This window comes from Gilvibacter sp. CC01 (genome assembly GCF_055755295.1).
In genome coordinates this window covers 1,946,945-1,971,262 of record NZ_CM146909.1, presented here as the reverse complement: position 1 = coordinate 1,971,262, position 24,318 = coordinate 1,946,945, and the positions used below count along the sequence as shown (strand labels likewise).

Here is a 24,318-nt window from a genome sequence, read left to right as displayed (position 1 = left end):
TTTGATACTTAAAAGCCATAGAGGCACGGGTTTATTTCGTAATTTGATACTAACATTAAATCGACCAACATGCAACGTATCTTAGTTCCCACTGATTTTTCGGAGCAGGCGGAATACGCCTTAAAAGTTGCGGCCGATCTGGCTCGCAAACACGACGGAGAGATCTATCTACTTCATTTGCTGGAGTTGCCCATACATTTGGCCAATTCCGGAAGCAACGAACACTTGCCGGAATCGCTCTTTTTTATAAAACTCGCCGAGAAGAACTTCAAAGAAATGGAACGCAAGCCCTACCTTGATGGGATTAATGTTTATCAGGAGGTTGCCTACAGTGAGATATACGAAGGTATACAAGATGCTATCAAAAAAAACGATATAGACCTCATTGTTATGGGATCTCACGGCGCAAGTGGTTTTAAGGAAATGTTCATTGGAAGTAACACCGAAAAGGTGGTGCGGACCTCAGAGCGCCCTGTACTTGTCATAAAGAACGATCACGATGACTTTGACATCAAAGACTTTGTATTTGCTACGGATTTTTCTGAGGAATGCCGAGTTCCACTTGACAAGGCCTATCGATTTGCCCAACGTATAAACGCCCAAATGCATTTACTCTTTGTTAATACAGTAAGCGATTTCAAAACCTCGGACGAGGCCTTGAGCATGATGCGCAATTTTATTAAGGGTATGGGACTGGAAGATTACACCCTCAATATTTATAACGATCATTCTGTAGAAAAGGGCATCTTGAATTTTGCCAAAGAAAAAAATGCGCAATTGGTAGGTATGTCTACTCACGGACGTAAAGGTTTATCTCATTTCTTCAATGGCAGCATTAGTGAAGATCTGGTCAACCATGCCCAACGCCCTGTGATTACTTTTAAAATATAAAAAGACGGTCCTAACGAACCGCCTTTTTTTACAAAGTGTCTAAATCACAGTAAGTTTAAACTGTGGGTACGTGATATAAACGTTTCTCAATTTTTCTCTTTTTCACGGTGATGGTCTTCATGAGATCCATGATAGTCGCATCTTTATTTTGTTTGTAGATTTCGTTTAGTCCTAGAACCAAGGCCTTTGCTTCGCGCGAAGCTTTAACCCTGTCGCTAGTAGACATATGACTCATCTTTCTGCTGAGAAATTCTTGGGCTTTATCAAATAGGCTCATAGCTATTAAATATTAATAGGATAAAGCTAATGTTTGTTAGTCTTGAAAACTAGAATTTTAGCTTTTGTTTAACTATTCAAAACAAAAACTAAACATAACCAAAATTTATAGCAACTATATGCAGTGCTTATGGCTTAGTCAATTAAAGCATCATCTTCCTGATCTTCAGTGATTTCTACCGTGTGTTTCGGTAGTAATTCGATACCCTTTTGCAGCACCAAGGTGTTGGGCAAGGTTAAGTATTCTCCTGTGTCTGTTGTCATGTAGAGATAAAAACCGGTAATATCGGTCACTACACCTGTCCAATTGTAGTCTTTATCGATCACTTTTATGCGATCTCCGATTCGAACAGGATGATTAAAAAAGAGAATAACACTTGCAGTCAAATTGGATAAAATAGACCATTGGGCAAAAAAACCAACACCTAACACGGCCAAGATAGAACTTATAAATACCGTGAAGTCTTCCAATTGCACACCCCAAACTACGGCCAGGAATACAGCTGCCAAACTGTATACCAATATATAATGTAGGTTTAGGACCACCTTTCTTCGGTTGCCATCGAGGCTCTTCATTACAGAGAATCGTCGCAAGAAATGTCTCCCTAGAAAAACAGCTATAAATAAGAGTGTCAATACGATAGCTGTCCAAATTAGTTTGTGTGTCAACATGAGGTTGATTTTAGTGCTTAAAATTACATCATAGGTAGATCAAAAAAGAAAATAATTTCGATATTTATATTTAATATATTCATTATCAATATTTTAATTGAATTTAAATTTTTCTAAATTTTTTTGAAAAATGTTTTTTCAATTCAATTTTTGATTTTATTTGTACCCAGATTTCGTAATCATAGCGAGATCATTAGTCAAACATCATGAACCGTGTTTTCGAACTCGGGCTTTTGAAAATTAGGAAGTCAAATTCAAAAGCCGCTTTACGGATAAAGCAACGAGTTTTAGGGCTAACTTCCGTTGAACCGATTTTCCAACCGCAACGTATTCCTGTTGCGGCCTTCAGTCTTTATTACATACGTGTGTGAGTGCATTATAAACCCCGCTGTTTATAATTATTAATTGCATTTAACATCACAATGAAAACCAAGTACTTCGATCTAATCGATCAAACCTATGTATTCCCTCAAAAGGAATTTCAACTAAAAAATAACCAGCTTCAATTTCACGGAATTGACCTGATGAAGCTTATCGCAGAGCACGGTGCACCACTAAAGTTCACCTACCTGCCCAAGATATCAGAGAACATCAATCTGGCAAAAGATTGGTTTGCCCGGGCATTTGAGAAACACAATTACCCAGGCAAATACCACTACTGCTATTGCACCAAGAGCTCGCACTTTAAGCATGTGTTGGACGAGGCTCTAAAGAACGATATTCACATAGAGACCTCATCGGCCTTTGATATGGACATAGTGAACCATTTGAAAGCCAGTGGTAAAATACACAACGACACCTTTGTACTGTCTAATGGATTTAAACGCGACCGTTACATTCAAAACATCGCAGAGCTCATTAATAGCGGACACCAAAACTGTATCCCTATTATAGACAACTACGAAGAGATCAACTTGCTGAGTCAGGCCATTGACTCCAATTATAAAATTGGCATTCGAATCGCTTCAGAAGAGGAGCCTAAGTTCGAGTTCTACACTTCTCGTCTGGGAATTGGATACAAGAACATTGTGCCATTTTACGAGCAGACCATAAAGAACGACCCTAAGGTGGAGCTTAAAATGCTACACTTTTTTATCAATACCGGAATTCGCGATACCGCCTACTATTGGAACGAACTTCTAAAATGTCTTAAGGTATATACCGCCCTAAAGAAAGTTTGCCCAAGTTTGGACAGCTTGAACATAGGCGGCGGATTCCCGATCAAGAACTCATTGGCATTTGAGTACGACTACGCCTATATGATAGACGAGATCGTAAATCAGATAAAGACCGCCTGCGACGAAGCCGGGGTTGCTGTTCCGAACATCTTTACCGAGTTTGGCAGTTTTACCGTTGGCGAAAGCGGAGGCGCTATTTACGAGGTGCTGTATCAAAAGCAGCAGAACGACCGCGAAAAATGGAACATGATCAACTCCTCGTTCATCACCACACTTCCAGACACTTGGGCCATCAATAAACGGTTCATTATGATGGCCGTAAACCGCTGGAACGATAGTTATGAGCGTGTACTTCTGGGAGGACTCACTTGTGACAGCGACGACTACTACAACTCAGAGCAGCACCTCAATGCCATTTATTTACCCAAGTTCAGCAAGACCAAACCGCTCTATATCGGATTTTTCAATACAGGCGCCTATCAAGAGACCATTGGTGGTTACGGCGGATTGCAGCACTGCCTGATTCCGCAGCCAAAACATTTATTGATACAACGCGACGAAAATCAAGAATTGCAGGTAAGCGTTTTTGCAGAACAACAAAAATCAGAAGACTTTTTAAAGATTTTGGGATACCAAAACTCCGCAGCGAAAGATCAGAACGCTACAGAAACTACTTGGGCCCAACTTTATTCTTAATAACAATGAAAACCAAAACAACCTTTGCCGGAATCCCGGCAGAATTCGCCGGATACGATTCGGCCAATGTAGTACTATTGCCAGTTCCTTATGACGGAACCAGCAGTTGGATCAAAGGAGCAGATAAAGGGCCAGAAGCCTTTTTACACGCTGCCGAGAACATGGAACTTTACGATATCGAGACCGATACGGAAGTCTATCGCCAAGGGATCTTCTTAAACGAACCCTTAGACGGTTTTGAGCGCCCAGAAGATATGGTGCAACAGGTGTATAACGCTACCAAAAAGCACTTGCACAAACGCAAGTTTATTACCCTTATGGGTGGTGAACACAGCATTTCTATCGGTGCTATGCGCGCTTGCAATGAAATGTTCGAAGACCTAACCGTATTGCAATTGGATGCTCATGCGGATCTGCGCGCTGTTTACGAAGGCAGCCCATACAATCACGCTTGCGCCATGCACGAGATAAACCAAACTGCGAATTTGGTTCAAGTTGGAATCCGCAGTATGGATATTTCTGAAAAAGCAGAAATGAATGAAGACAATGTGTTCTTTGCTCATGACATGGCCAATAATGATGATTGGATGGAAGAGGTTATGGCCTGCATGACAGACAATGTCTATATCACCGTGGACTTGGACGCTTTAGACCCTTCTATTATGCCAGCTACAGGAACTCCCGAGCCTGGTGGACTATTCTGGTACGAGACTTTGGAATTCTTACAGAAGGTATTTAGAGATAAGAATGTGGTTGGCTTTGACTTGGTGGAGCTGTGTCCTATGCCAGGGCAACAAGCCTCTGAATTCCTCGCAGCCAAGCTGTACTACAAAATGTTGAGCTATAAGTATGCCGATAGTCCTGCAGACGACCAGGAAGAAGGCGGCTATTACAAAGAAGATAAGAACCTACAAAACGCATTTGACGATGACTACGATGAGTACTAAGGGTTCTATCCGAAACTTTATAGAAGACCATTTCTTGCACTTCAATGCTGCGGCGCTAGTAGATGCTGCCAAGGCATACGAGCAGCAATTGGAAAATGGTCATAAGATGTTCGTTTCCTTAGCGGGAGCCATGAGTACTGCGGAGCTGGGCAAGAGCTTGGCCCCTATGATCCGTGCGGATAAGATCCACTTCATTTCTTGTACTGGGGCCAACCTAGAGGAAGACGTGATGAATCTTGTGGCCCATAGCCACTACAAGCGTGTTCCGAATTATCGCGATCTAACTCCGGAGCAAGAATGGGAATTGTTAGAGCGTGGACTTAACCGCGTTACCGATACCTGTATTCCGGAAGAAGAAGCCTTTAGACGTATTCAAAAACACATCTTTGAGCTATGGAAACAGGCAGAAGATAATGGGGAGCGTTTGTTCCCGCATGAATTCCTATATCGCCTATTGCTTTCTGGAGTGATGGAACAATACTACGAAATAGATCCTGAGAATTCATGGATGCTAGCTGCAGCCAAGGCGAATTTGCCTATGGTGGTTCCAGGTTGGGAAGATTCTACTTTAGGAAACATCTTTGCCAGTTATGTTATGAAAGGAGAGCTCAAGGCATCGACCATGAAGTCTGGGATCGAATACATGACCTTCTTGGCCGATTGGTATACCCAGCAAGGTGAAAAAGGAGTGGGATTCTTCCAGATCGGTGGCGGTATTGCTGGCGATTTTCCGATCTGTGTGGTACCTATGCTTTATCAGGATATGGAGCGCACCGACACCCCATTTTGGAGCTATTTCTGTCAGATCAGTGATTCCACGACCAGCTACGGATCTTATTCTGGAGCTGTACCCAATGAAAAGATCACTTGGGGAAAACTGGGCATAGAGACTCCGAAATTTATCATTGAAAGCGATGCTACTATTGTGGCACCCTTAGTATTTGCTTACCTATTAAATCAGTAATCATGAATACCAACTCAGTACAAAGGATCATAGTCGATTACCAAAAAATGAAGCCAGAGGTGATGCAGCAATTGCTTGAGCAATACCCTGACGGCTACGACACCGAGCAACTTATTCAATTCAAGAATGCTCAAGGCCAATGGGTGTATTGCTTGGAGGTGAAAACCTCAAATGCCGTTTACTTGGTAAAGGTGAGCAGAAAATTGAACGAAGCTATAGACAAAGCCCTTGCAGAAGATGACGAGGACCAAGACTATAGCTATCAGAGCGACGATATAGAGGATAGTGCAGACTATTCCGATTATAGCGATGACTTTGAATACTCATAATACTGTGGCAGCAAAGGCCGTGATTGAAAAACATACGGCCTTTGCTTGCCATATGGCACTGGGATTTCACTTAAAGGAGATCCAACAGCAATGGGCCGACAAGGTATTGCATAGCGATGCCGACGGCCTAATGCTAGGCTTCGACGAGGGCTTTGCAGCCGTTTTCCGCTATGGCGTAGTGGTGCATTGGAATTTGAATTCAAGGCGCCGTGAAGTTTTGGAAGCCTATTTAAAGTCTAACAGCAAAGGGCTTATGCCTGCTAAGGAGTGGCGAAAAGATCAGTTGGTTTTAAGCCTGAATGACAAGAAAACCACTGTGAACCACGAGCAGGTTTGCCTGGACAGTAAAAATGCGGAGACCATTCATTTGGTGTTGCTCCACTTAGCGCAATCTGTGGCTATGGATAGTTTTTCCTTTTGGTGTGAAAAACTGTTGGAAGACACCCGTATGCACACCACTGAATTGGAGCTGAAAGGAAAACTGAGTCTAAAAGGCACCCCGCTTAAAAAATACATTGGCAAGGTGCTCAACCTAAAAAACAAGGTTGCAGAGAACCTGTATATCATCGATGTGCCGGATCTGGTCTGGGACGATATGGCCTTGGAAGAACTGCACAAAAAATTGGTGCTGAAATTCGACCTTAAAGACCGTTACAGAAGCATACAAGAACAACTCAATATTGTCAAGGAGAATTTAGATCTCTTTAAGGAACTGAGCTTTCACAAAGAGAGCAGTATCCTAGAATGGATCATTATCATCTTGATCGCTGTGGAGATTGTAGACCTCTTTATTCTAAAAATATTTTAATCCCTATTCGCAACCCATGATTTCAACTGTTGCACCGGGGACTTTTGAGCCGGAAAATCACTGGTATGAAAAGTCTCTAAATGCTACCATTCACCCAATGGTAAGTTATTTTCTAAATCTAAATCCGAAGCAGATCGTAAAACGGTATTGTCATTTAAACCCTACCGTAAAGCCAGACGAGCTTTTGGAGTTATTACAATACAAGCCTAAATACTATCACCTGTCCGGTGCAGACCTCTTACACGTTACCACGGCGACTGGGAAAAGACAAATGGTGGTCATTGAGAACAACTCTTGCCCTTCCGGGCAGAAATCCATGCCACTACTTGACGAGTTCAACGAACAAGGCGGTTACCGCAAGTTCGTCGAGGCGACCATTAAGCCATTGCTAAAAAAGAAAAAGACAGAGACCTTGGCGGTGATCTACGACAAGAACCCTATGGAGGCCTCTGGCTATGCCCACGCCCTTGCCGATATGCTAAAGCAAGAAGTTTATCTGGTTCCCTTTTATGACAAGCAAGCCAACGACCATATTGACACTTGCGGAGATTACATAAAGATCAATGTTGACGGCCAATGGAAAACGCTGCGACTGGTGTTTCGCTATTTGACCCAAAAACCTTGGAACAGACTACCAATTCACAGCAAAACGGTGATTGTGAACCCTACTATTGTTTGCTTGGCAGGAGGTCGAAACAAAATGATAGCCTCAAAGGCCTACTCCTTTTTCAATGCTGAACTGGCAGAAAAGAATCTAAAGATCCTTACTCCTCATACCATTTGGGATGTGAATAAGAATGAGATCCCGATTTGGGTGGCAAACTTTGGGGGAAAGGCAGTAGTTAAGAACCCATATAGCAATGCCGGTCAGGGGGTATACACCATAGTCAATGAAAAAGAACTTGAGGATTTCATGGCCTTAGATTTTGACTACGACAAATTCATCGTTCAAAGTCTTGTGGGTAATTACAACTGGAGCTCAACCACCGCAGAAGGCATGTTCTACCACGTGGGTACTATGCCCAATGCCAAAGGAGAATCTTATGTGCTGGATTTTCGCATGATGATACATGCCACTCCTGAAGGTTATAGACCACTTTCCATTTACTCCAGACGGGCTAAAGCACCGCTAAAGGATAGTTTGACTGACGGAAAATCTTCTTGGGATATTTTGGGAACAAACCTCTCGATTTTAAACGATGACGGTAGTTGGGGCTCAGATACAAAAAGGTTACTGCTTATGGAACGCAAGGTATTCAACAATTTGGGGATAGGGCTAGACGATCTGATCGAAGGTTATATTCAAACTGTATTGACCTCTATAGCTATAGATAAAATGGCGATCCAACTCATCAGCAGTAAAGGAACGCTGAAAAGAAAACTCTTTAAATCACTCAACGACGATTCGGCGTTGATCAAAGAAATTATCTAGATGAACACTTTTTACAATATTCCGGTTATTAAACAACTCGACCTAGAAAGCTTTGAACACAGTAGTCTAAGCTATCGCTGGCTGCAAATCGTGTCTAACGGAATAGGCCAACCTATATTCATTCCCGTAATGATCGCCAAAGGAAAAGAAGAGGGTCCAACCCTTGGACTAACGGCAGTTGTTCATGGCAATGAGCTTAATGGAATGTCGGTTATTCAGAAGGTTTTTGCTGAGCTAGAACTGGATAAACTCTCTGGGACTTTAGTTGGGATTCCTGTTATGAACATCCCTTCAATACTACTCAACGAGCGCCGCTTTCTGGACGGTGCAGATCTAAACCGTATCATGCCCGGAAAGAAAGACGGGAACCGTTCTCAAGTTTATGCCCACCGGATCGTTAATAGGATCGTAAAGCATTTCGATTATATGCTAGATCTGCACACGGCGAGCTTTGGCCGCATCAACTCTTTTTATGTTCGCGCCGACCTGTCTTCAAAGATCGCATATCAGTTGGCCTGCATACAGAATCCGCAGATCATTCTCAATGCACCACCTAAAGATGGAACCCTGCGAGGCGCTGCGGCAGACTACGGGATTGATGCCATTACGGTAGAGGTAGGCGACCCAGATCGATTTCAAAAAGGAATGATCCGTTCAGGACTTTCTGGGGTGTTCAACACTATGGCCTATTTGGGAATGTACGAGACTAAAATCGAGCAAGAAGAGGAGAAGCCTATCATCTGCAAACGCTCGTATTGGATCTACAGTAATAAAGGCGGGATCATTCAGGTGCATACCAAGCTGACCCAAAAACTCAAAAAAGGCGATCATATAGCTACTGTACGCAATGTTTTTGGCGAAGTGGTCAAAGAATATTACGCCCCTGAAAAAGGTGTGGTCATTGGTCAAAGTGTAAACCCAGTGGGGCAAACCGGAAGTCGCCTCATCCATTTAGGGATAGTATAGACCTTTTAAAAGATCTAATTGATCGGCAGAAACGCTCAAATTCAAAACACATTGAATTTTGAGCGTTTTTTCGTTAAAACTGACCCAAAATTGGACATTTTCTTGCTTTTTTGGTCGATTTTTTTATGTTTTTAGTAAAATCAGATTGAATGAGACAACTCAAAATTACCAAGCAAGTCACCTTAAGAGACTCCAAAGCAGTAACCGCCTACTTGAATGAAGTAAGTAAGATCCCTTTGATCACGGCAGAAGAAGAAGTCGAGTTGGCACACCGCATTAAAGCAGGAGACCAACAGGCACTCGATAAGCTGGTAAGATCCAATTTGCGCTTTGTAGTATCTGTTGCAAAACAGTACCAAGGACAAGGAATGAATCTCTCGGACCTTATCAACGAAGGAAACCTTGGTCTTGTCAAAGCCGCCAAGCGCTTTGACGAAACGCGTGGGTTCAAGTTTATTTCATACGCAGTTTGGTGGATCCGACAATCTATTATCAGTGCCATTTCTAATCAAGGCCGAATGATCCGTTTGCCATCTAACAAGATCGGGGCTCTAAAAAAGATCTATCGCGCATATTCTCACCTTGAGCAAGCTCATGAACGTCCGCCAACAGCGCAAGAAATTGCCAATGAGATAGACATGAATGTTGCCGATGTCAAACTCAGTATGAAAAATTCAGGGCGACACCTATCTATGGACGCCCCAATTAAAGACGGCGAGACTACAGATCGCTACGCACTTACCAAATCTAAAGACACCTTAAAACCAGACGAGTCATTAATGCAAGAAGCCTTGCAGACCGACTTAGAGATGGTCTTAGACGAATTGCCTGGGCGCCAGAGCGACATCCTTAAAATGTATTTCGGAATCGGTAATAACCGCGCCACAAGCATGGGTGAGATCGGTGAGATCTTTGGAATAACCCGAGAGCGTGTAAGACAAATAAAAGATCGCGCTATCCGCAATTTACGTCGCAAACCGAGCACGAAAGCTGTTTTACAAAGCTATCTCGGTTAAGAACTAAGCAAACATATAATTCAATTATAAATTCAAAAACAACGCATGATTAAAGAAAACAATGCAACTCCCCTATCCGATTTCAAATCCATTAAAGGCGCACAAGCAACTGGGCAAGGAGCTCGTGTAGGTCGAAGAAGACCTGCCAAACCTATAGTCAAAACCTTGACCAGGCTTACCAAGTCTGCTATGATTTGATCATCCGCAGAAATTATAAGAAAACCGGGCTAATCTCAGCTGGGTTTTTTTTTGAAAGAGGCTGGAAATTTTAACTATTTTTATTTAGATTTATTTTAAATAACGAATTTTGTGACTTACTTTTGTATCGCATTAGAATCGCAAAAATAGTCTTGCGATAAAATAAATTCACTGCTTATGTGTCACGCTGTTCAGGTCCTATCAAAGAATGTACATGGCGAATTAGCCTACTGTGAAAATTGCAAGAAATTCCAGCTTAGCTTTAACAACCTGTACCTAGAATTTACCGATGAGGAGCTTTTAAACTTTGACACTTATTTGACCAATATAGATGTAGAATATTGGGATTGTAAATTCGCCAAGAGTGCCAAAAAGAGGGTCATTCCTATCTACACCATGCAGAAGAACCTGTCTTTGGTCTTTACCAAACAAGAGTTTGATGCTTTACAAGAACTGGTGCGCTTAAATAAAAAAGAACCGCAAGCTTCACTTACGGTTCTGGATATAGATTATACGCTTTTACTAAACTAAGCGGTCACGTGTTCTGGTGCCCAAGAAGAGCACAATACGCCTGATTTCGCTTGAGCTGGATGCGCACAGCTGGAATTACCAAACTTGGCACAAGAATCACAACTTGCATCATTATTAAGAGACGCTTTAATTTCAAAACGCTCGCAAGTATAATTCTGTCTTACCTGTACTCCGTGTACTTTGCAATTGTCATTCAGCACCAAATTAGCGCAATTGATACAACTGTTTCCTAAGGATATAGCCATCTTTTTTCAGTGTTGATTTACTCAAATTTACGATTCCCTTACCTTAGATTGAATTTAAATAGCTGATTTACTGCTATTTGTGTTTAGACTGATTTAAAATTAACTAAATAAGCCACTAATAAATAGTTGAAATAAACGTATCTTTTTAGTTCAAAAATATTTGCAATGAACCACATACCAAGACTAGCATGAATAGACTTCTGACCTGTATTCTTCTACTGACCTGCCTTAAGTTATTTGGCCAAAATAATAAATACACTGTTTCTTCCTATTTAACAGAAGGCACCAAAGCACCCAACACCCATTATTTAGGAGAAGCCTGGTTAAACCGATTGGTTTCTGCGGACGGGGACCTCAACTACAACATCACCAAAGCCACTTTTAAAGCAAATTCTACTTTGGATTGGCACAAACACAACTCTCCGCAAGTACTGATCTACGTCGATGGTGCTGGCTACTATCAGGAAAGAGGAAAAGAACCGATAATTCTCAAGGCAGGTGACGTAATAGTTTGCGAAAAGAATACAGAACATTGGCATTCTTCTACCAAAACATCAGATGTTACCTATTTAGCCCTTTACGGTGGAGATCAACCCACCGAGTGGATCGAAGTGCTCTCACAAGAATACTATGATGCCGTGGCCGAAAAGCTTCAGGATTGATCCAAGATCGCCGAGCTGTATTCTAAGTAATCCCAAAAACAAAAAACCCGAGCGAATGCTCGGGTTGATCAAGTTGGCCCACTGGGGGACCGAGCGTTTAAAAAATGTCCAGTGGACATTTTTAGCGAAGGGGCCAGCCGGCGGGAGGGCTTGAGAGCCCATGCTGATCCAATAAAAAAGGCCTTAAACTTTTGTTTAAGACCTTTCTTTAAATATGTTGGCCCACTAGGGCTCGAACCTAGACTCTTCTGAACCAAAATCAGACGTGTTGCCAGTTACACCATGGGCCAATTCCATAATGAGTGCGCAAATTTAAGACAAGTTTTTTCTTCTACAAACAAAAACTGGAAAATTTACCCTCTTAAAGATACGCTAAAGTTCGTGTAAACGTTAGGGTAAGTGCCAGCAAGAGTATAAATATTATTACCTTCGCTGGGAGTTAAAAAACTTTGGTTTATGCAAGAGGCAGCTTTTAAAAAATGGAATCTATTGTTGGGCTGGGGCGTTTTTGGCGTTTCGCTTATCGTTTACATCTTGACCTTAGAACCTACTGCCAGTTTCTGGGATGCCGGAGAGTACATCACTACGGCCTCTAACTTAGAGATAGGTCACCCACCAGGGGCACCATTGTATCAAATGCTAGGCGCCTTCTTTTCTTGGTTCGCCATGGATCCTGCAAGCATTGCATATACGATTAACCTCATGTCTGCCTTTGCCAGTGCCTTTACAATTGGCTTTATGTTCTGGTCGCTGACCATGTTATTAGAGAACGTAATAGGCAAAGAAAAGCTCAAGGAAAACGCAACAGCAATTGCTGTTTTAGGAAGCGCTGGTGTGGGTTCGCTAGCATTTGCATTTACAGATAGCTTTTGGTTCAATGCGGTTGAAGCAGAAGTCTATGCCATGGCCAATATGATCTTGGCGGTATTATTTTACTGCGGATTGCGTTGGGAACGAGAAATGAACAAACCCGGAGGAGACCGGTGGGTTATCTTGATCTCTCTAATAGTCGGGCTTTCGTTTGGGGTACACTTCATGGGACTCTTGACCATACCAGCAATCGGATTCCTCTACTACTTTAAAAACACCAAGAAGGTCACCGTTAAGAATTTTGTCATAGCCAATGTGGTGGTAGTAGCAATTCTGTTGTTCATATTTAAGTTACTCTTACCACTGAGCATGAAACTCTTTAGTGGTTTTGAGATCTTCTTTGTGAATCAGATTGGGCTGCCATTCAATTCAGGGACCATTATTGCTGCCTTGCTATACATCAGCATCTTTTATTACGTGCTTAAATTCACTCGTAAAAAGGGATATGCTAAACTCAACACTTTGGCCCTTTGTGTACTTTTTATTTTTGTCGGATTCTCTAGTTGGCTTATGCTACCAGTTCGCGCCAATGCCGGGACTGTTATCAACGAGAACAACCCGAATAACGCCCGCGAATTATTGGCCTATTACAACCGAGAGCAGTATCCGGAGACGCATTTGTTTTACGGACCGCAATTCTCAGAAGACTATGTGGGTTTAGACCCTGTTACTCCTTATGTAGACGATAAGCCGAAATACGAGAAGAACGAGGAACTCGGCCGCTACGAGATTGTAAACAACTACAAACTCGCTAAACAAAACACAGACGATCGTCAGAAAGCGATCTTCCCGCGCATGTGGAGTATAGAGCACAGTGCTAATTACTTGGCCTATACAGACGGATTGGATTTCAGTATCAAAAGAGAGTACCTCAGCGAAGAGGTCATTAGACAAGAAGTAGCCAAGTTTAAAGAAGCCTATAGTCTAGGCTATGTTGATGCAGAAGGATATCACAGATTCTTAAAGGAATTTGCCGGCGTACTAGACATAGAAAAACCGAGCTTCTGGGACAATATTCAATTCATGTTCTCGTACCAGTTTGGCTATATGTACGGCCGTTATTTCATGTGGAATTTTGCAGGCCGCCAAGACGATATTCAAGGCCAAGGAACCGTTTTGCACGGCAATTGGATCAGTGGAATAAAGTTCATAGACGAGATGCGTTTAGGCCCTCAAGACAATTTACCTAGCGATGCCTTGAACAACAAAGGAAGAAACACCTATTTTTTCCTGCCTTTATTACTCGGCTTGCTTGGGGTGTTCTTTATAGCCAATAAGAATCCGAAGTACTTCTGGGTACTCTTAGTGTTCTTCCTCTTTACAGGAATTGCTCTTAAGGTTTATCTTAATGAAAGACCTTTTGAACCTCGCGAGCGCGACTACGCCTTGGTAGGTTCCTTCTATATGTTTGCTATGTGGATAGGCTTTGGAGTTTATGCCCTCTTTGACTTGATTAAAGAATACAGCACTCCTAAAGTAGTTGCTCCATTGGTTGTAGTTATTGGAATGCTTGCGGCTCCTGCCCTACTGATCTCCCAAAACTGGGACGATCACGATCGTTCGAACCGTTTTACAGCCAATTCCATGGCTAAGATGTATCTGGACTCCTGCGATGAGAATTCCATTCTATTTACCATTGGCGATAACGACACCTTTGCTCTTTGGTATGCCCAGGGAATAGAAGGCTATAGACAAGATATTAGAACAGTTAACACAAGTCTTTTCCAAACAGATTGGTATATAGACGACATGAAAAAGGCGGCCTACACCAGCGCACCTATTCCGTCTCAAATGACTCACAGCCAATACCGCTATGGGACACGTGATTTTGTGTTTGCCCAAGAAGTTACTGATGAACCGGTGAACATCAAAGAATGGCTCAATTGGATAGTATCTGACGACCCACGAACCATGATCACCTTGCCAGATAACAATCAAAAAATTAGCACTTTCCCTTCTAAGACCGTGCGAATTCCTGTAAACAAAGAAAACGTGCTGAAGTACGGCATTGTGGACCCTAAGGATGCGGATCTGATTGTGCCATATATCGACATTAAACTCAATGGAGATGTCCTTTATAAAAATCGATTATTGATGCTCGACATCATTGCCAATAACGATTGGGAACGTCCTATTTACTTTACTGGTGGTAGCTTCGGAGACGATGATTACCTCTGGATGAAGGATTATTTACAACTCGACGGAGTGACCTACAAACTCGTACCTATAAAAACTCCACGCGATCCGGATAATCCATACGAAATGGGCCGTATCGATACCGATAAGATGTACGATATCGTAACTAACTGGGATTGGGGTAACAGTGGTAGTGAAGACATTTATCACGATCCGGAAACACGCAGAAACGCCTTGACCTATCGCTCAAACTTATCACGTTTGGCAGACAGCTTAATTGTAGCAGGCAAAAACGACAAAGCCAAGACCATTTTAGACCTGGCCATGGAAAAGATGCCAGTTGAAAAATTTGGGTTCTATACTATGCTAGATCCATACATACGAGCTTATTATGCCATTGGAGAAAACGAAAAGGCAAGAGAGATCTTCAAGGAAGTTGCTCAGAAATACCAAGAAAAACTGATTTTCTTTGACCAATTCAGTCCTAGAGAGCAAGACCGCTTGGTCTCTGACATACTCACAGATGTAGAGCGTTACAGATCTTTGGTATATCAGCTTAACGTACCCGGTGAGGCTGACGATTTCATAGAACAAGAATTCGCCACCTTTAACTCCTATCTGGAGATGTTCAAAGCCCTTTATATCAGGCAAGGTCTCTTTGATGAAGACACAGACGATCTAGATCTTTACCAAGATGAGGATCCTTTACTGATACCAGCAGACACCTCTGCTCTAGATAGCGCGGCAGAAAGCCAGTAAATTGATGAAATATGCTGTAAAAATGCCTAAAGTGCTTCAAGCGGTTTACCCGAAGCGCTTGTGGAGTATCAATACAGCAGAAAAGGTTCTATACCTCACTTTTGACGATGGCCCCATCCCGGAAGTGACGCGATGGGTCATGGACACCTTAGCAAACTTTAATGCAAAAGCCACCTTTTTCTGTATAGGTGACAATGTGCGTAAACATCCTGATATCTACCAACAATTGATAGCTGGTGGACACCGCGTATCTAACCATACCATGCATCATGTCAAAGGCTGGAAAACACCTTTGGCAGCTTACTTAAGAGAAGTAGACAGCTGCCAAAACCTTATGGAAATGGAGGCGGGACAAGAAATTCATAAACTATTCAGACCTCCTTATGGGCAGTTGCGTTCCAAACAGGCCAAAGCTTTACAGAAAAAAGGCTTTCAGGTTGTTATGTGGGATGTGCTCTCTGCAGATTTTGATACAGCCCTAACCCCAGAAGCCTGTACTAAAAATGTGATCGATAACGCCCAAGCTGGAAGTATCGTAGTATTTCACGACAGCAATAAAGCTTGGCCAAGACTGCAACTAGCCTTACCCGAAGTACTAAAGTATTTTAGTGAGAAGGGATTTGCGTTTAAATGTATTCCTTAACCAGACCGATCAAGGTGTTTGCATCTTGCTCGCCGCTCTGACGCCATTTCATTTCGCCGTTCTTGTAGATCATCAAGGTTGGAAGGCCTTTAACGCGTAAGGCATCGGACAACTCTTTGTTCTTGTCCACATCGATCTTAATCACTCTGGCCTTGTCACCCAAAGCAGCGGCTACATCGCGCAAAACGGGATGCATAGCTGTTGAAGGCTCGTTCCATTCGGTATAAAAATCGAGGAGTACAGGAATGTCGGCTTCTATTAATTCTCCAAATTTTGACATATGATTCCCGTATGAGATTGGTGATCAGTAATACAAATATAGTGTTTTGAGGCAATTATACGGTTTTAGGCCCTTTTTTCAGTGTGATCACAGACACTTCCGGCCAGATTCCAACACGTCCGGGATACCCTATAAATCCGAATCCTCTATTGACATTGATGTATTGCCCCGCCCGCTCGTAAATGCCAGCCCATTCATCATAGCGCCACTTTACCGGACTCCAACGCACCAGTCCTGGGATCTCTATCCCGAACTGCATGCCATGGGTATGTCCACTTAAGGTCAAGTGAAAATGATCTTGATGAGGTATCACCTCTGCTCTCCAGTGAGACGGATCATGACTCATCAATATCTTAAAATCGTCTGAAGCAACTCCTTCGCAAGCACGTTTCAGGTCTCCAGCTTTTTTAAAGCCGCCTTTTCCCCAGTTCTCAACGCCAATAAGTGCAAGACGTTGCCCGTCACGCTCAATAAAACGGTTCTCGTTCAGTAAGAGGTCCCAACCCATTTCTCGTTGAATGTTCTTGAGATCTTCTAGATTTTGTTTTTTGTCTTCAGCATTAGTCCAATTGAAATAGTCTCCATAATCGTGGTTTCCTAAGACCGAGTAGACGCCATCCTTTGCTTTTAAGGCAGCAAATACCGATTTCCACGGCAGCATTTCTGAAGCCAGATCATTGACCAAATCTCCCGTGAACAGAATAACATCACTCTGCTGCTCATTAACCAGGTCTACCGCGTATTTAACCTTCTCCGCATTGCTAAAACTCCCAGAGTGCACATCACTGATCTGCGTAATGGTATAACCATCAAAAGCATCTGGCAGGTCTTCAAAGGTCATTTCATACTTTAAGACCTGATAGTTGTAACGTCCTTTAAACATACCGTACAACAAAGCTCCAAATGGAATAGCCGCAGCACCCAAGGCCAGTGTACTTATAAACTTGCGTCGTGACGGCATATAAAAACTGCCTTCATGACTACCGAACTTGGAGTATAAACCTACTGCTATCCGCACCAGATCTTCTCCTAACAATACAATGACAAGTACAAAGAGTTTAGGCACAAATACGGCAATAAAGGTCCCGAAGCTGTACATACGCAATGGAGTCATCACCCGATTGCCAGACATGGCCGAGATCTGATAGACGAACAAGCCTAAAACTACAAGCGACACAGCAAAATAGGCTATGTGCACCCAACGGTTGCCGGTTACTGTTTTAATGGCCTGAAAAGTATATACGTCCACGGCCAAATAAATGGCAATGAAGATGATCCATCCTATATTCATAAAAACAAAGATACTGGCTTTCAGGACGCTTGTTAAAAGGCTTCACTTTTTTTTAACGGTTTTCGTAACTTCCCATTCAAAACAACGCAATGTATCGACTCCTGACAGGCTGCCTCCTGCTCGCCTTTCTTATTGGCTGTTCTCCTCAAGGCCCAGCCCCTGCTCAACAAGAAAAAGCACTTACCTCCTATGTTAATCCGTTTATCGGCACAGGTGGTCATGGCCACACTTACCCTGGAGCCACACTACCTTTTGGAATGATGCAGCTCAGTCCGGATACTCGTTTGGACGGTTGGGACGGTTGTAGCGGTTATCACTATTCTGACGATTATATCTACGGATTCTCTCACACCCACTTAAGTGGAACAGGAGTTAGCGATTACGGAGACCTGCTACTTTCACCAACGAACTCTTTGAATTTTAACAATGGAGCAGATGGGAAAGCAGGTTATGGCTCAAAATTCTCCCACGAAAATGAAATTGCAACCCCAGGATTCTACCAAGTAAAGCTAGACGACGCTAAAGTTACCGTAAGTCTAACTGTAAGTGAACGCTCCGGGATGCATCGCTACGATTTTGAACCTGGTGTTAAGCAGTTCATTATTTTAGATCTGGACCACCGCGATAAATTGCTCGATTATAAAATTGAACAACTGTCAGATACTGAATTTAGCGGTTATCGTTTTTCTGAGGCTTGGGCCACAGATCAGCGCTTTTACTTCCATCTCAAATTCTCAAAAGCTGTTAAAGAGGTCACCTTTTTACGAGAGGGTACTAAAAAACGTAAGGCAGCCTTTGAGTTTGATAGCGAAGCACCAGGTCCGCTCCTAATATCTGTTGGAATTTCTGCAGTTGATGAGGCAGGGGCTAAAGCAAATATGGAGTCTGAACTGGGTGATAAGAGCTTTGACCAACTCAGAACAGAGGCAGCCGCCAAATGGGAAGCGCAATTGCAGAAAATTGTGGTTGAAAGTTCCGAAGAAGAATCGCTTTATAATTTTTACTCGGCCATGTATCACAGCATGCTTGCGCCGAATTTGTATCAGGATGTGGATGGTCGCTATCGCGGGATGGATCTTAAAGTGCATCAAACCACAGCTTTTGACTACTACACGGTTTTCTCTCTTTGGGACACCTACAGAGCTGCACATCCTTTATACACCATAATAGAACAAGAGCGCACCAACGATTTTGTAAATACCATGTTGGCCAAGTATAAAGAAGGCGGTATTATCCCTATTTGGGACCTCAGCGCCAATTATACGGGCTGTATGATAGGGTATCACGGTATTCCTGTTATAGCGGACGCCTATATGAAAGGCCTGCGCAATTACAACACTGCCTTGGCACTGGAAGCTATGAAACACAGTGCTACCCGCGATCACTTAGGTTTAGAGGGCTATAAAGAATTTGGTTTTGTACCCATGGAACTGGAAAGCGAGTCGGTTTCCAAGACTTTAGAATACGCCTATGACGACTGGACCATTGCTCAAATGGCTAAGGCCATGGGCGAGCAAGAAGATTACAAGAATTACATCCGCAGAGCTCAGAATTACAAGAATGTTTACAATCCAGACAGCGGGTTTATGCAAGGCCGCTTTAGAAACCAATGGTTTGCTCCTTTTGACCCTTATGAGGTCAACTTTAATTATACGGAGGCCAATGCCTGGCAGTACAGTTTGTATGTCCCTCAGGATATTAATGGATTGATTCAGCTAATGGGAGACCCAGAAGTTTTTGAAGTGCATTTGGATGAACTATTTACGGCAAAAACGGAGACTTCTGGTCGTGATCAGGCAGACATTACAGGACTTATTGGGCAGTATGCACACGGCAACGAACCCTCTCACCACATGGCCTATTTGTACAACTTTGTGGGTAAACCAGAGAAGACGCAAAAGTATGTGCAGCAAATTGGTCGTAATCTTTACGCCAATGCACCAGACGGTATTTCGGGTAATGAAGACTGCGGACAAATGAGCGCTTGGTACGTATTTAGTGCGATGGGCTTCTATCCGGTAACACCAGCGAGCAATCAGTACATAATCGGGACACCGCTACTAGAAAAAGCGACCATAAATCTGGAGAACGGTAAGCAGTTCACGGTTATTGCCAACAACTTATCCGAAGCCAATTATTACATCCAAAGTGCAAGTCTCAACGGAAAACCATTAGAGAGAAGCTTCTTATATCACAATGAAATTATAGACGGTGGTTGGTTAAGCTTTGAAATGGGTCCAGATCCATCTGACTGGGCAAAAGCGGGCGAAGCCTTGCCCAAATCTGCAATAACCGACGAACTTATTGTGACTCCTCCCTTTATTGCCTCAGGAGATATTGCCTTTAAGGAGAACACCTTGATCGAATTGGAATCTATCGATGCCGAAGCGACTATCTATTACCGCTTAGACCAGGGGGAATTCCAAACCTATGACAACCCATTTACCATTTCAGAGAATGCTGTCTTAGAGACCTACGCCAAGGTTGGAGCAGTGGAAAGCACTGTGCTTCGAACTGCCTTTTACAAGGTAGACCCCAATCGTAGCATCCGCTTGGAGTCAGAGTTTGCCAATCAATACAATGCTGGTGGTAACGACGCGCTTATAGATGGTATTCGCGGCAGTGAAGACTTTAGAACCGGGGCCTGGCAAGGATATCAAGATCAGGATGTGATTGCCATAGTAGATCTGGGCAGTATTAAACCAATAGACAATATCAAGGTGAGTTTTTTACAGGACCAGCGAAGTTGGATATTTTTACCCACCGAAGTGGAGTGTTATGTATCAACCAATCCGCAGCAATTCTATAAAAACCTACCCACGGTAAGATTTAATGCAGGACAAAAGGACGAAAACAGTAAAATAGAAACGGCCAGCTTTGACATGAGTGGTTACAGCGCCCGATACATTAAAATAGTAGCCAAGAATTTTGGCGATCTGCCCGAGTGGCATTTAGGCGCGCCGTATAACGGTAAGGCCTGGATCTTTGTAGATGAAATAACAATCGAATAAACCCAACCCATGAAACGCAGAACCTTTTTAAAGAATACTTCTCTTGGAAGTTTAGCCTTAGGAATTCCCGCCGCAGCTATGAGCTGTGCAGAGAACTCTGAAGAAAACAAAGTGGCAGATACCGGACCAGGAGGCCCTGTAGTATTGGCTACTTGGAATGTGAACAATGCCACAAAAGCTGCTTGGGACAGTCTAGCCGCAGGCAGTTCTGCGCTCGATGCGGTAGAAGCCGGTTGCAAGATAGAAGAAGCCGATATTAAAAATAGTTCTGTGGGTAAGGGCGGCCTTCCAGATCGCGACGGAAATGTCACGCTAGATGCTTGTATTATGGATCATACGGGTAACTGCGGATCTGTGGTTTATCTGCAAAATATAACGCACGCCATAACGGTGGCTCGCTCTGTAATGGAAGACACCCCGCATGTTATGCTGGCTGGTAAAGGTGCAGAAATGCATGCGCTATCCATAGGCTTGGAAGCAGAAGATCTACTTACTCCGGAGTCTAAGGCGGCTTGGGAAAAATGGAAAGAAACTTCTCAGTACAAACCTATCATCAACATTGAGAACCACGATACCATAGGCATGTTGGTCATGGACAAGGACGGCACTTTGGCAGGAGGTTGCACCACTTCCGGGCTGGCCTATAAAATGCAAGGCCGTGTAGGCGATAGCCCAATTATCGGTTCCGGTTTATTTGTTGACAATGAGATCGGTGCTGCAGTAGCCACAGGGCTTGGGGAAGAGGTAGTGAAAACCGTTGGTAGTTTCCTTATCGTAGAACTGATGCGTCAAGGGAAATCTCCACAAGAAGCTTGTGAAGAAGCTATAAGACGCATAGTTGAAAAGCCGGGCAGTAACTACAAGGACTTTCAGGTGGGTTATATTGCCATGAACAAAAAAGGAGAGACGGGGTATTACGCAATTCACAAGGGATTCTGGGCTACCCAATTCCAAGGAGATGAGAACAAAAACTTCGAGTCTGACTTCTACAACAAGTAGCCATAAGCCGCTCCACATCAACGACTAAGGTTGACAAAGACATAAAACCCAATCAACAAGGGTAAATACCTGTTTTTCAAGAAGAAGTACACATTTTATTACGGCTAAACTGTAATTATTCCTATCTTTGAGTTACATAAGTAGGTTGATGCCTTCGGGTAATCGATCAAATTTGGGGCGAAAAGCTGTCATTTATGGCAGCTTTTCTATTTTCTAATTGGCGAGGGTCCGAAAAAACGACATCCTCACTAAAAAAACAGCGACTCTGACTAAAAAAATCACTCGAAAAAGATAACTTTCAGTAGCTTAACGCCAGTTAGATCAGTTATGTCACTTAAAATCCTAATTGTCGAAGACGAACCTTTAATCGCCGTTACCATAGAAACAGCCTTAGAGAAACAAGGCTATCAGGTGATCGGCGATGCAGATAGTTATGCCTCGGCTATAGAATTTTTAGGACAACGACAAGCCGATCTGGTACTTCTAGACATACAATTAGAAGGTGACCAAGACGGAATAGAACTTGCACAAGAGCTCGACAAACGCGCAATTCCCTATTTGTTTCTCACTTCTCAGACCGATCCAAACACCATAGACCGCATTAAAGAGGTACGGTATCAGGAAGGAACCACTGCAGCTCCGAGCTCTTCCTCAGACGATATTTTTACGGATGGAAACGTGGGAATAGGTACCTCGACGGTGAACTATCCCCTGGATATCGATGCGAGCAGCACAAGAACCATCGATCTAGAAAATACGGGTAATGGTTTTATTTACGGCCTCTATAACAGGATAAACGAGGCGGCACCTAGCACATCGGTAACCAATACTTACGGAATTTTGAACTCCATAACCAGGACCAATCAAAGTGCGATCTCGGGAGTGTCTAACTCGTTCTCAAATTCTGTTTCGACTGCCTCCTTTGGGTATTTATTTGGCGTGGACAACTCCTTCGGAACCTCAACTTCTTCTTTAAGCATTGGGTTCTTTAACAGGTTTCAAGGAACCACAACAACCGCCGTTGGAATGCGCAATCTGGTAGCTGGTAGTTTCACTGACTTCTATGGCGTGTAGAATTACAACATTACGGGAGGGCATAACGGAACCTTCTATGGCCTGTACAATTTTTTTGGGGCTTCTGGTGGAAACGGTACGCGTTATGGCGCTTTTACAGAGTTCTTTGACACCGGAATTGGCAACAAATATGGCTATTATTTGGATATAGCAGATTCTGCTGGAGGCACTCACTATGGTATTTACAGTTCTGCTTTGAAAACTGGTAGCTACGCAGGATATTTTCTAGGAGACGTGGCCATAGGCACAACAACAGCCAACAATTATACATTCCCTGCAAGCCGAGGAACGAACGGTCAGGTAATGGTAACAGATACTGCAGGAAATCTGAGCTGGACCACCCTAAGCGGTCTTGAAAGCACCACGGCCAGTAATGGACTCAGTGAATCCGCAGATGATATCCAACTGGGTGGGTCTCTAAGCCAGGAAACGACGATTACTTTCGGAGCGAACAACTTAATCCATAATTTGGATGGGGCAGGCTACATTGAGGTGCAAGATGCCGGCACGGCCAAGTTCCGAATTAGCAATACAGGGAATACACGCGTAGGAGGAGATCTACAGATTAACCAAACGGATGTGACGGGAACTCGTCTTATTGATCTTACAAGCACAGGGACAACAGGCCTGGTAGATGTTTTTTCTGCAGGAATTCGTACCACTCAAATTGCAGGAACAGGAGACACCTATTTTAATGGAGGCTCGGTTGGTATTGGCTTAACCAATCCAGATGAGCAATTAGATGTGACCGATAACACCACGGGTTTTGTTGCTGACTTTTACAACGAAAGCACCGACTCTACTGCCGATGGGATTTCTGTTCGATTAGCCGCTAGCTCGCCCAATGCCTCCGCCTATTATATTGGATTTTTCAGAGGTAGCGGGGCCACGGTCTCAGGGCGTATTTCTGGCACGGCAGCTGGTACGGGGATTCAGGTGGTAACTTCTTCGGATGTGCGACTTAAAACCAATTTTGAAGAGGTCACTGATGCCTTGTCCATGATACAGGAGATCAATCCTAAATGGTATGAGTTTAAAACCAATCTAGGCCAAAGAGAATTAGGATTTATTGCTCAAGAAGTAAAAACAGTTTTACCGCAAATAGTCACTGGAGAAGAAGACAGCGACCCTAACGTAGATCCTATGATGGTTGATTATACCCGGATCACCCCCTTGCTCACAGCCGGAATAAAAGAACTTAACGATAAGGTACAGACACTTGAAGCAGAGAACGCACAATTGAAAGCACAGTTAGCTCAATACGCAGCGCTTGAAGCGCGTATAGCAGCTCTAGAAGGAGGCGATAAAAATAACAAGTCAGAAGCTCTTGCTGTGTCCGAAGAATAATCTACATTAGTGCATTTGCATTATTGTGTTTTGAGAAGAAAAGCCACTGTGGGGAGCGGCTTTTTTTATTGATCGCAGTTTGAAATTACTAGAATCG

At 43.2% G+C, this 24,318-nt stretch carries 22 protein-coding genes and 1 tRNA gene; 18 read left to right on the top strand and 5 right to left on the bottom strand.

All coding sequences use genetic code 11. The features are described 5' to 3' along the window. The first annotated feature begins 69 nt into the window (after nt 1-69). Nucleotides 70-891 carry a universal stress protein gene (locus AC0J2F_RS09315; RefSeq protein ID WP_473007411.1) on the top strand — a complete coding sequence of 274 codons (822 nt, stop codon included), beginning with the start codon at nt 70-72 and terminating at the stop codon, nt 889-891. Between the two features lie 55 nt (nt 892-946). Here the strand turns inward: AC0J2F_RS09315 and AC0J2F_RS09310 are convergent, their stop codons facing one another. Together AC0J2F_RS09310 and AC0J2F_RS09305 are read right to left on the bottom strand one after the other, a co-directional pair. Continuing rightward, a complete protein-coding gene (locus AC0J2F_RS09310) occupies nt 947-1,168 on the bottom strand; it encodes a hypothetical protein (protein ID WP_087523442.1) in 222 nt (73 codons plus the stop codon). A 134-nt stretch (nt 1,169-1,302) separates the two neighbouring features. Further along, nucleotides 1,303-1,839: a mechanosensitive ion channel domain-containing protein gene (locus AC0J2F_RS09305; protein ID WP_473007410.1), complete on the bottom strand. Its 537-nt coding sequence runs from the start codon at nt 1,837-1,839 to the stop codon at nt 1,303-1,305. 422 nt (nt 1,840-2,261) lie between these two features. On the opposite strand from AC0J2F_RS09305, the gene AC0J2F_RS09300 reads away from it, so the two are divergent. From AC0J2F_RS09300 to AC0J2F_RS09250, 11 genes are all read left to right on the top strand, one after another. Further along, nucleotides 2,262-3,713: a type III PLP-dependent enzyme domain-containing protein gene (locus tag AC0J2F_RS09300; RefSeq protein ID WP_473007409.1), complete on the top strand. Its 1,452-nt coding sequence runs from the start codon at nt 2,262-2,264 to the stop codon at nt 3,711-3,713. A 5-nt stretch (nt 3,714-3,718) separates the two neighbouring features. Continuing rightward, entirely contained in the window at nt 3,719-4,660 is a 942-nt protein-coding gene (gene speB / locus AC0J2F_RS09295; protein WP_473007408.1) for an agmatinase, read from the top strand. After that, complete coding sequence (locus AC0J2F_RS09290; RefSeq protein WP_473009382.1) at nt 4,650-5,624, top strand: deoxyhypusine synthase family protein; 975 nt, start codon at nt 4,650-4,652, stop codon at nt 5,622-5,624. Before speB ends, AC0J2F_RS09290 begins: the two co-directional genes overlap by 11 nt. Nucleotides 5,625-5,626: 2 nt before the next feature. Continuing rightward, nucleotides 5,627-5,953, top strand: a complete 327-nt coding sequence (locus AC0J2F_RS09285) for a hypothetical protein (protein ID WP_473007407.1) — start codon at nt 5,627-5,629, stop codon at nt 5,951-5,953. A gap of 4 nt (nt 5,954-5,957) precedes the next feature. Next, nucleotides 5,958-6,761, top strand: a complete 804-nt coding sequence (locus AC0J2F_RS09280; protein ID WP_473007406.1) for an RMD1 family protein — start codon at nt 5,958-5,960, stop codon at nt 6,759-6,761. Between the two features lie 16 nt (nt 6,762-6,777). Beyond that, nucleotides 6,778-8,193 carry a hypothetical protein gene (locus tag AC0J2F_RS09275; protein WP_473007405.1) on the top strand — a complete coding sequence of 472 codons (1,416 nt, stop codon included), beginning with the start codon at nt 6,778-6,780 and terminating at the stop codon, nt 8,191-8,193. Next, entirely contained in the window at nt 8,194-9,159 is a 966-nt protein-coding gene (locus tag AC0J2F_RS09270) for a succinylglutamate desuccinylase/aspartoacylase family protein (protein WP_473007404.1), read from the top strand. A gap of 149 nt (nt 9,160-9,308) precedes the next feature. Further along, a complete protein-coding gene (locus AC0J2F_RS09265) occupies nt 9,309-10,175 on the top strand; it encodes a sigma-70 family RNA polymerase sigma factor (RefSeq protein ID WP_087523450.1) in 867 nt (288 codons plus the stop codon). 45 nt (nt 10,176-10,220) lie between these two features. After that, the gene (locus tag AC0J2F_RS09260) at nt 10,221-10,373 is read left to right on the top strand and encodes a hypothetical protein (RefSeq protein WP_473007403.1); all 153 of its coding nucleotides are present in this window, start codon (nt 10,221-10,223) and stop codon (nt 10,371-10,373) included. Nucleotides 10,374-10,550: 177 nt separating this feature from the next. After that, nucleotides 10,551-10,904 (top strand): DUF6686 family protein, encoded by a 354-nt coding sequence (locus AC0J2F_RS09255; RefSeq protein ID WP_374957305.1) that lies wholly within the window; start codon nt 10,551-10,553, stop codon nt 10,902-10,904. A gap of 433 nt (nt 10,905-11,337) precedes the next feature. Continuing rightward, a complete protein-coding gene (locus AC0J2F_RS09250) occupies nt 11,338-11,811 on the top strand; it encodes a cupin domain-containing protein (RefSeq protein ID WP_473007402.1) in 474 nt (157 codons plus the stop codon). A 217-nt stretch (nt 11,812-12,028) separates the two neighbouring features. Here AC0J2F_RS09250 and AC0J2F_RS09245 read toward each other — a convergent pair. Then, nucleotides 12,029-12,101: transfer RNA gene (locus tag AC0J2F_RS09245), tRNA-Gln, on the bottom strand. Nucleotides 12,102-12,267: 166 nt separating this feature from the next. Between AC0J2F_RS09245 and AC0J2F_RS09240 the strand changes: the two genes are divergently transcribed. Beyond that, on the top strand, nt 12,268-15,576 hold the full coding sequence (locus AC0J2F_RS09240) for a glycosyltransferase family 117 protein (protein ID WP_473007401.1): 3,309 nt from the start codon (nt 12,268-12,270) through the stop codon (nt 15,574-15,576). Nucleotides 15,577-15,580: 4 nt separating this feature from the next. Then, a complete protein-coding gene (locus AC0J2F_RS09235) occupies nt 15,581-16,219 on the top strand; it encodes a polysaccharide deacetylase family protein (RefSeq protein WP_473007400.1) in 639 nt (212 codons plus the stop codon). Here the strand turns inward: AC0J2F_RS09235 and AC0J2F_RS09230 are convergent. Beyond that, nucleotides 16,203-16,499, bottom strand: a complete 297-nt coding sequence (locus tag AC0J2F_RS09230) for a thioredoxin family protein (protein WP_374959856.1) — start codon at nt 16,497-16,499, stop codon at nt 16,203-16,205. The two genes, AC0J2F_RS09235 and AC0J2F_RS09230, sit on opposite strands and share 17 nt — an antisense overlap. Nucleotides 16,500-16,554: 55 nt before the next feature. Beyond that, nucleotides 16,555-17,790, bottom strand: coding sequence for a metallophosphoesterase (locus AC0J2F_RS09225; RefSeq protein WP_473007399.1), 1,236 nt, complete (start codon nt 17,788-17,790; stop codon nt 16,555-16,557). Between the two features lie 89 nt (nt 17,791-17,879). Between AC0J2F_RS09225 and AC0J2F_RS09220 the strand changes: the two genes are divergently transcribed. The 4 genes from AC0J2F_RS09220 (at nt 17,880) to AC0J2F_RS09205 (ending at nt 24,221) form a co-directional block, all read left to right on the top strand. Beyond that, a complete protein-coding gene (locus AC0J2F_RS09220; protein WP_473007398.1) occupies nt 17,880-20,801 on the top strand; it encodes a GH92 family glycosyl hydrolase in 2,922 nt (973 codons plus the stop codon). A gap of 9 nt (nt 20,802-20,810) precedes the next feature. Continuing rightward, the gene (locus AC0J2F_RS09215; protein ID WP_374959854.1) at nt 20,811-21,800 is read left to right on the top strand and encodes an isoaspartyl peptidase/L-asparaginase family protein; all 990 of its coding nucleotides are present in this window, start codon (nt 20,811-20,813) and stop codon (nt 21,798-21,800) included. A 327-nt stretch (nt 21,801-22,127) separates the two neighbouring features. Beyond that, nucleotides 22,128-22,874, top strand: a complete 747-nt coding sequence (locus AC0J2F_RS09210; RefSeq protein ID WP_374957298.1) for a response regulator — start codon at nt 22,128-22,130, stop codon at nt 22,872-22,874. A 141-nt stretch (nt 22,875-23,015) separates the two neighbouring features. Next, nucleotides 23,016-24,221, top strand: coding sequence for a tail fiber domain-containing protein (locus tag AC0J2F_RS09205; RefSeq protein ID WP_374957297.1), 1,206 nt, complete (start codon nt 23,016-23,018; stop codon nt 24,219-24,221). Nucleotides 24,222-24,318 lie beyond the last annotated feature (97 nt).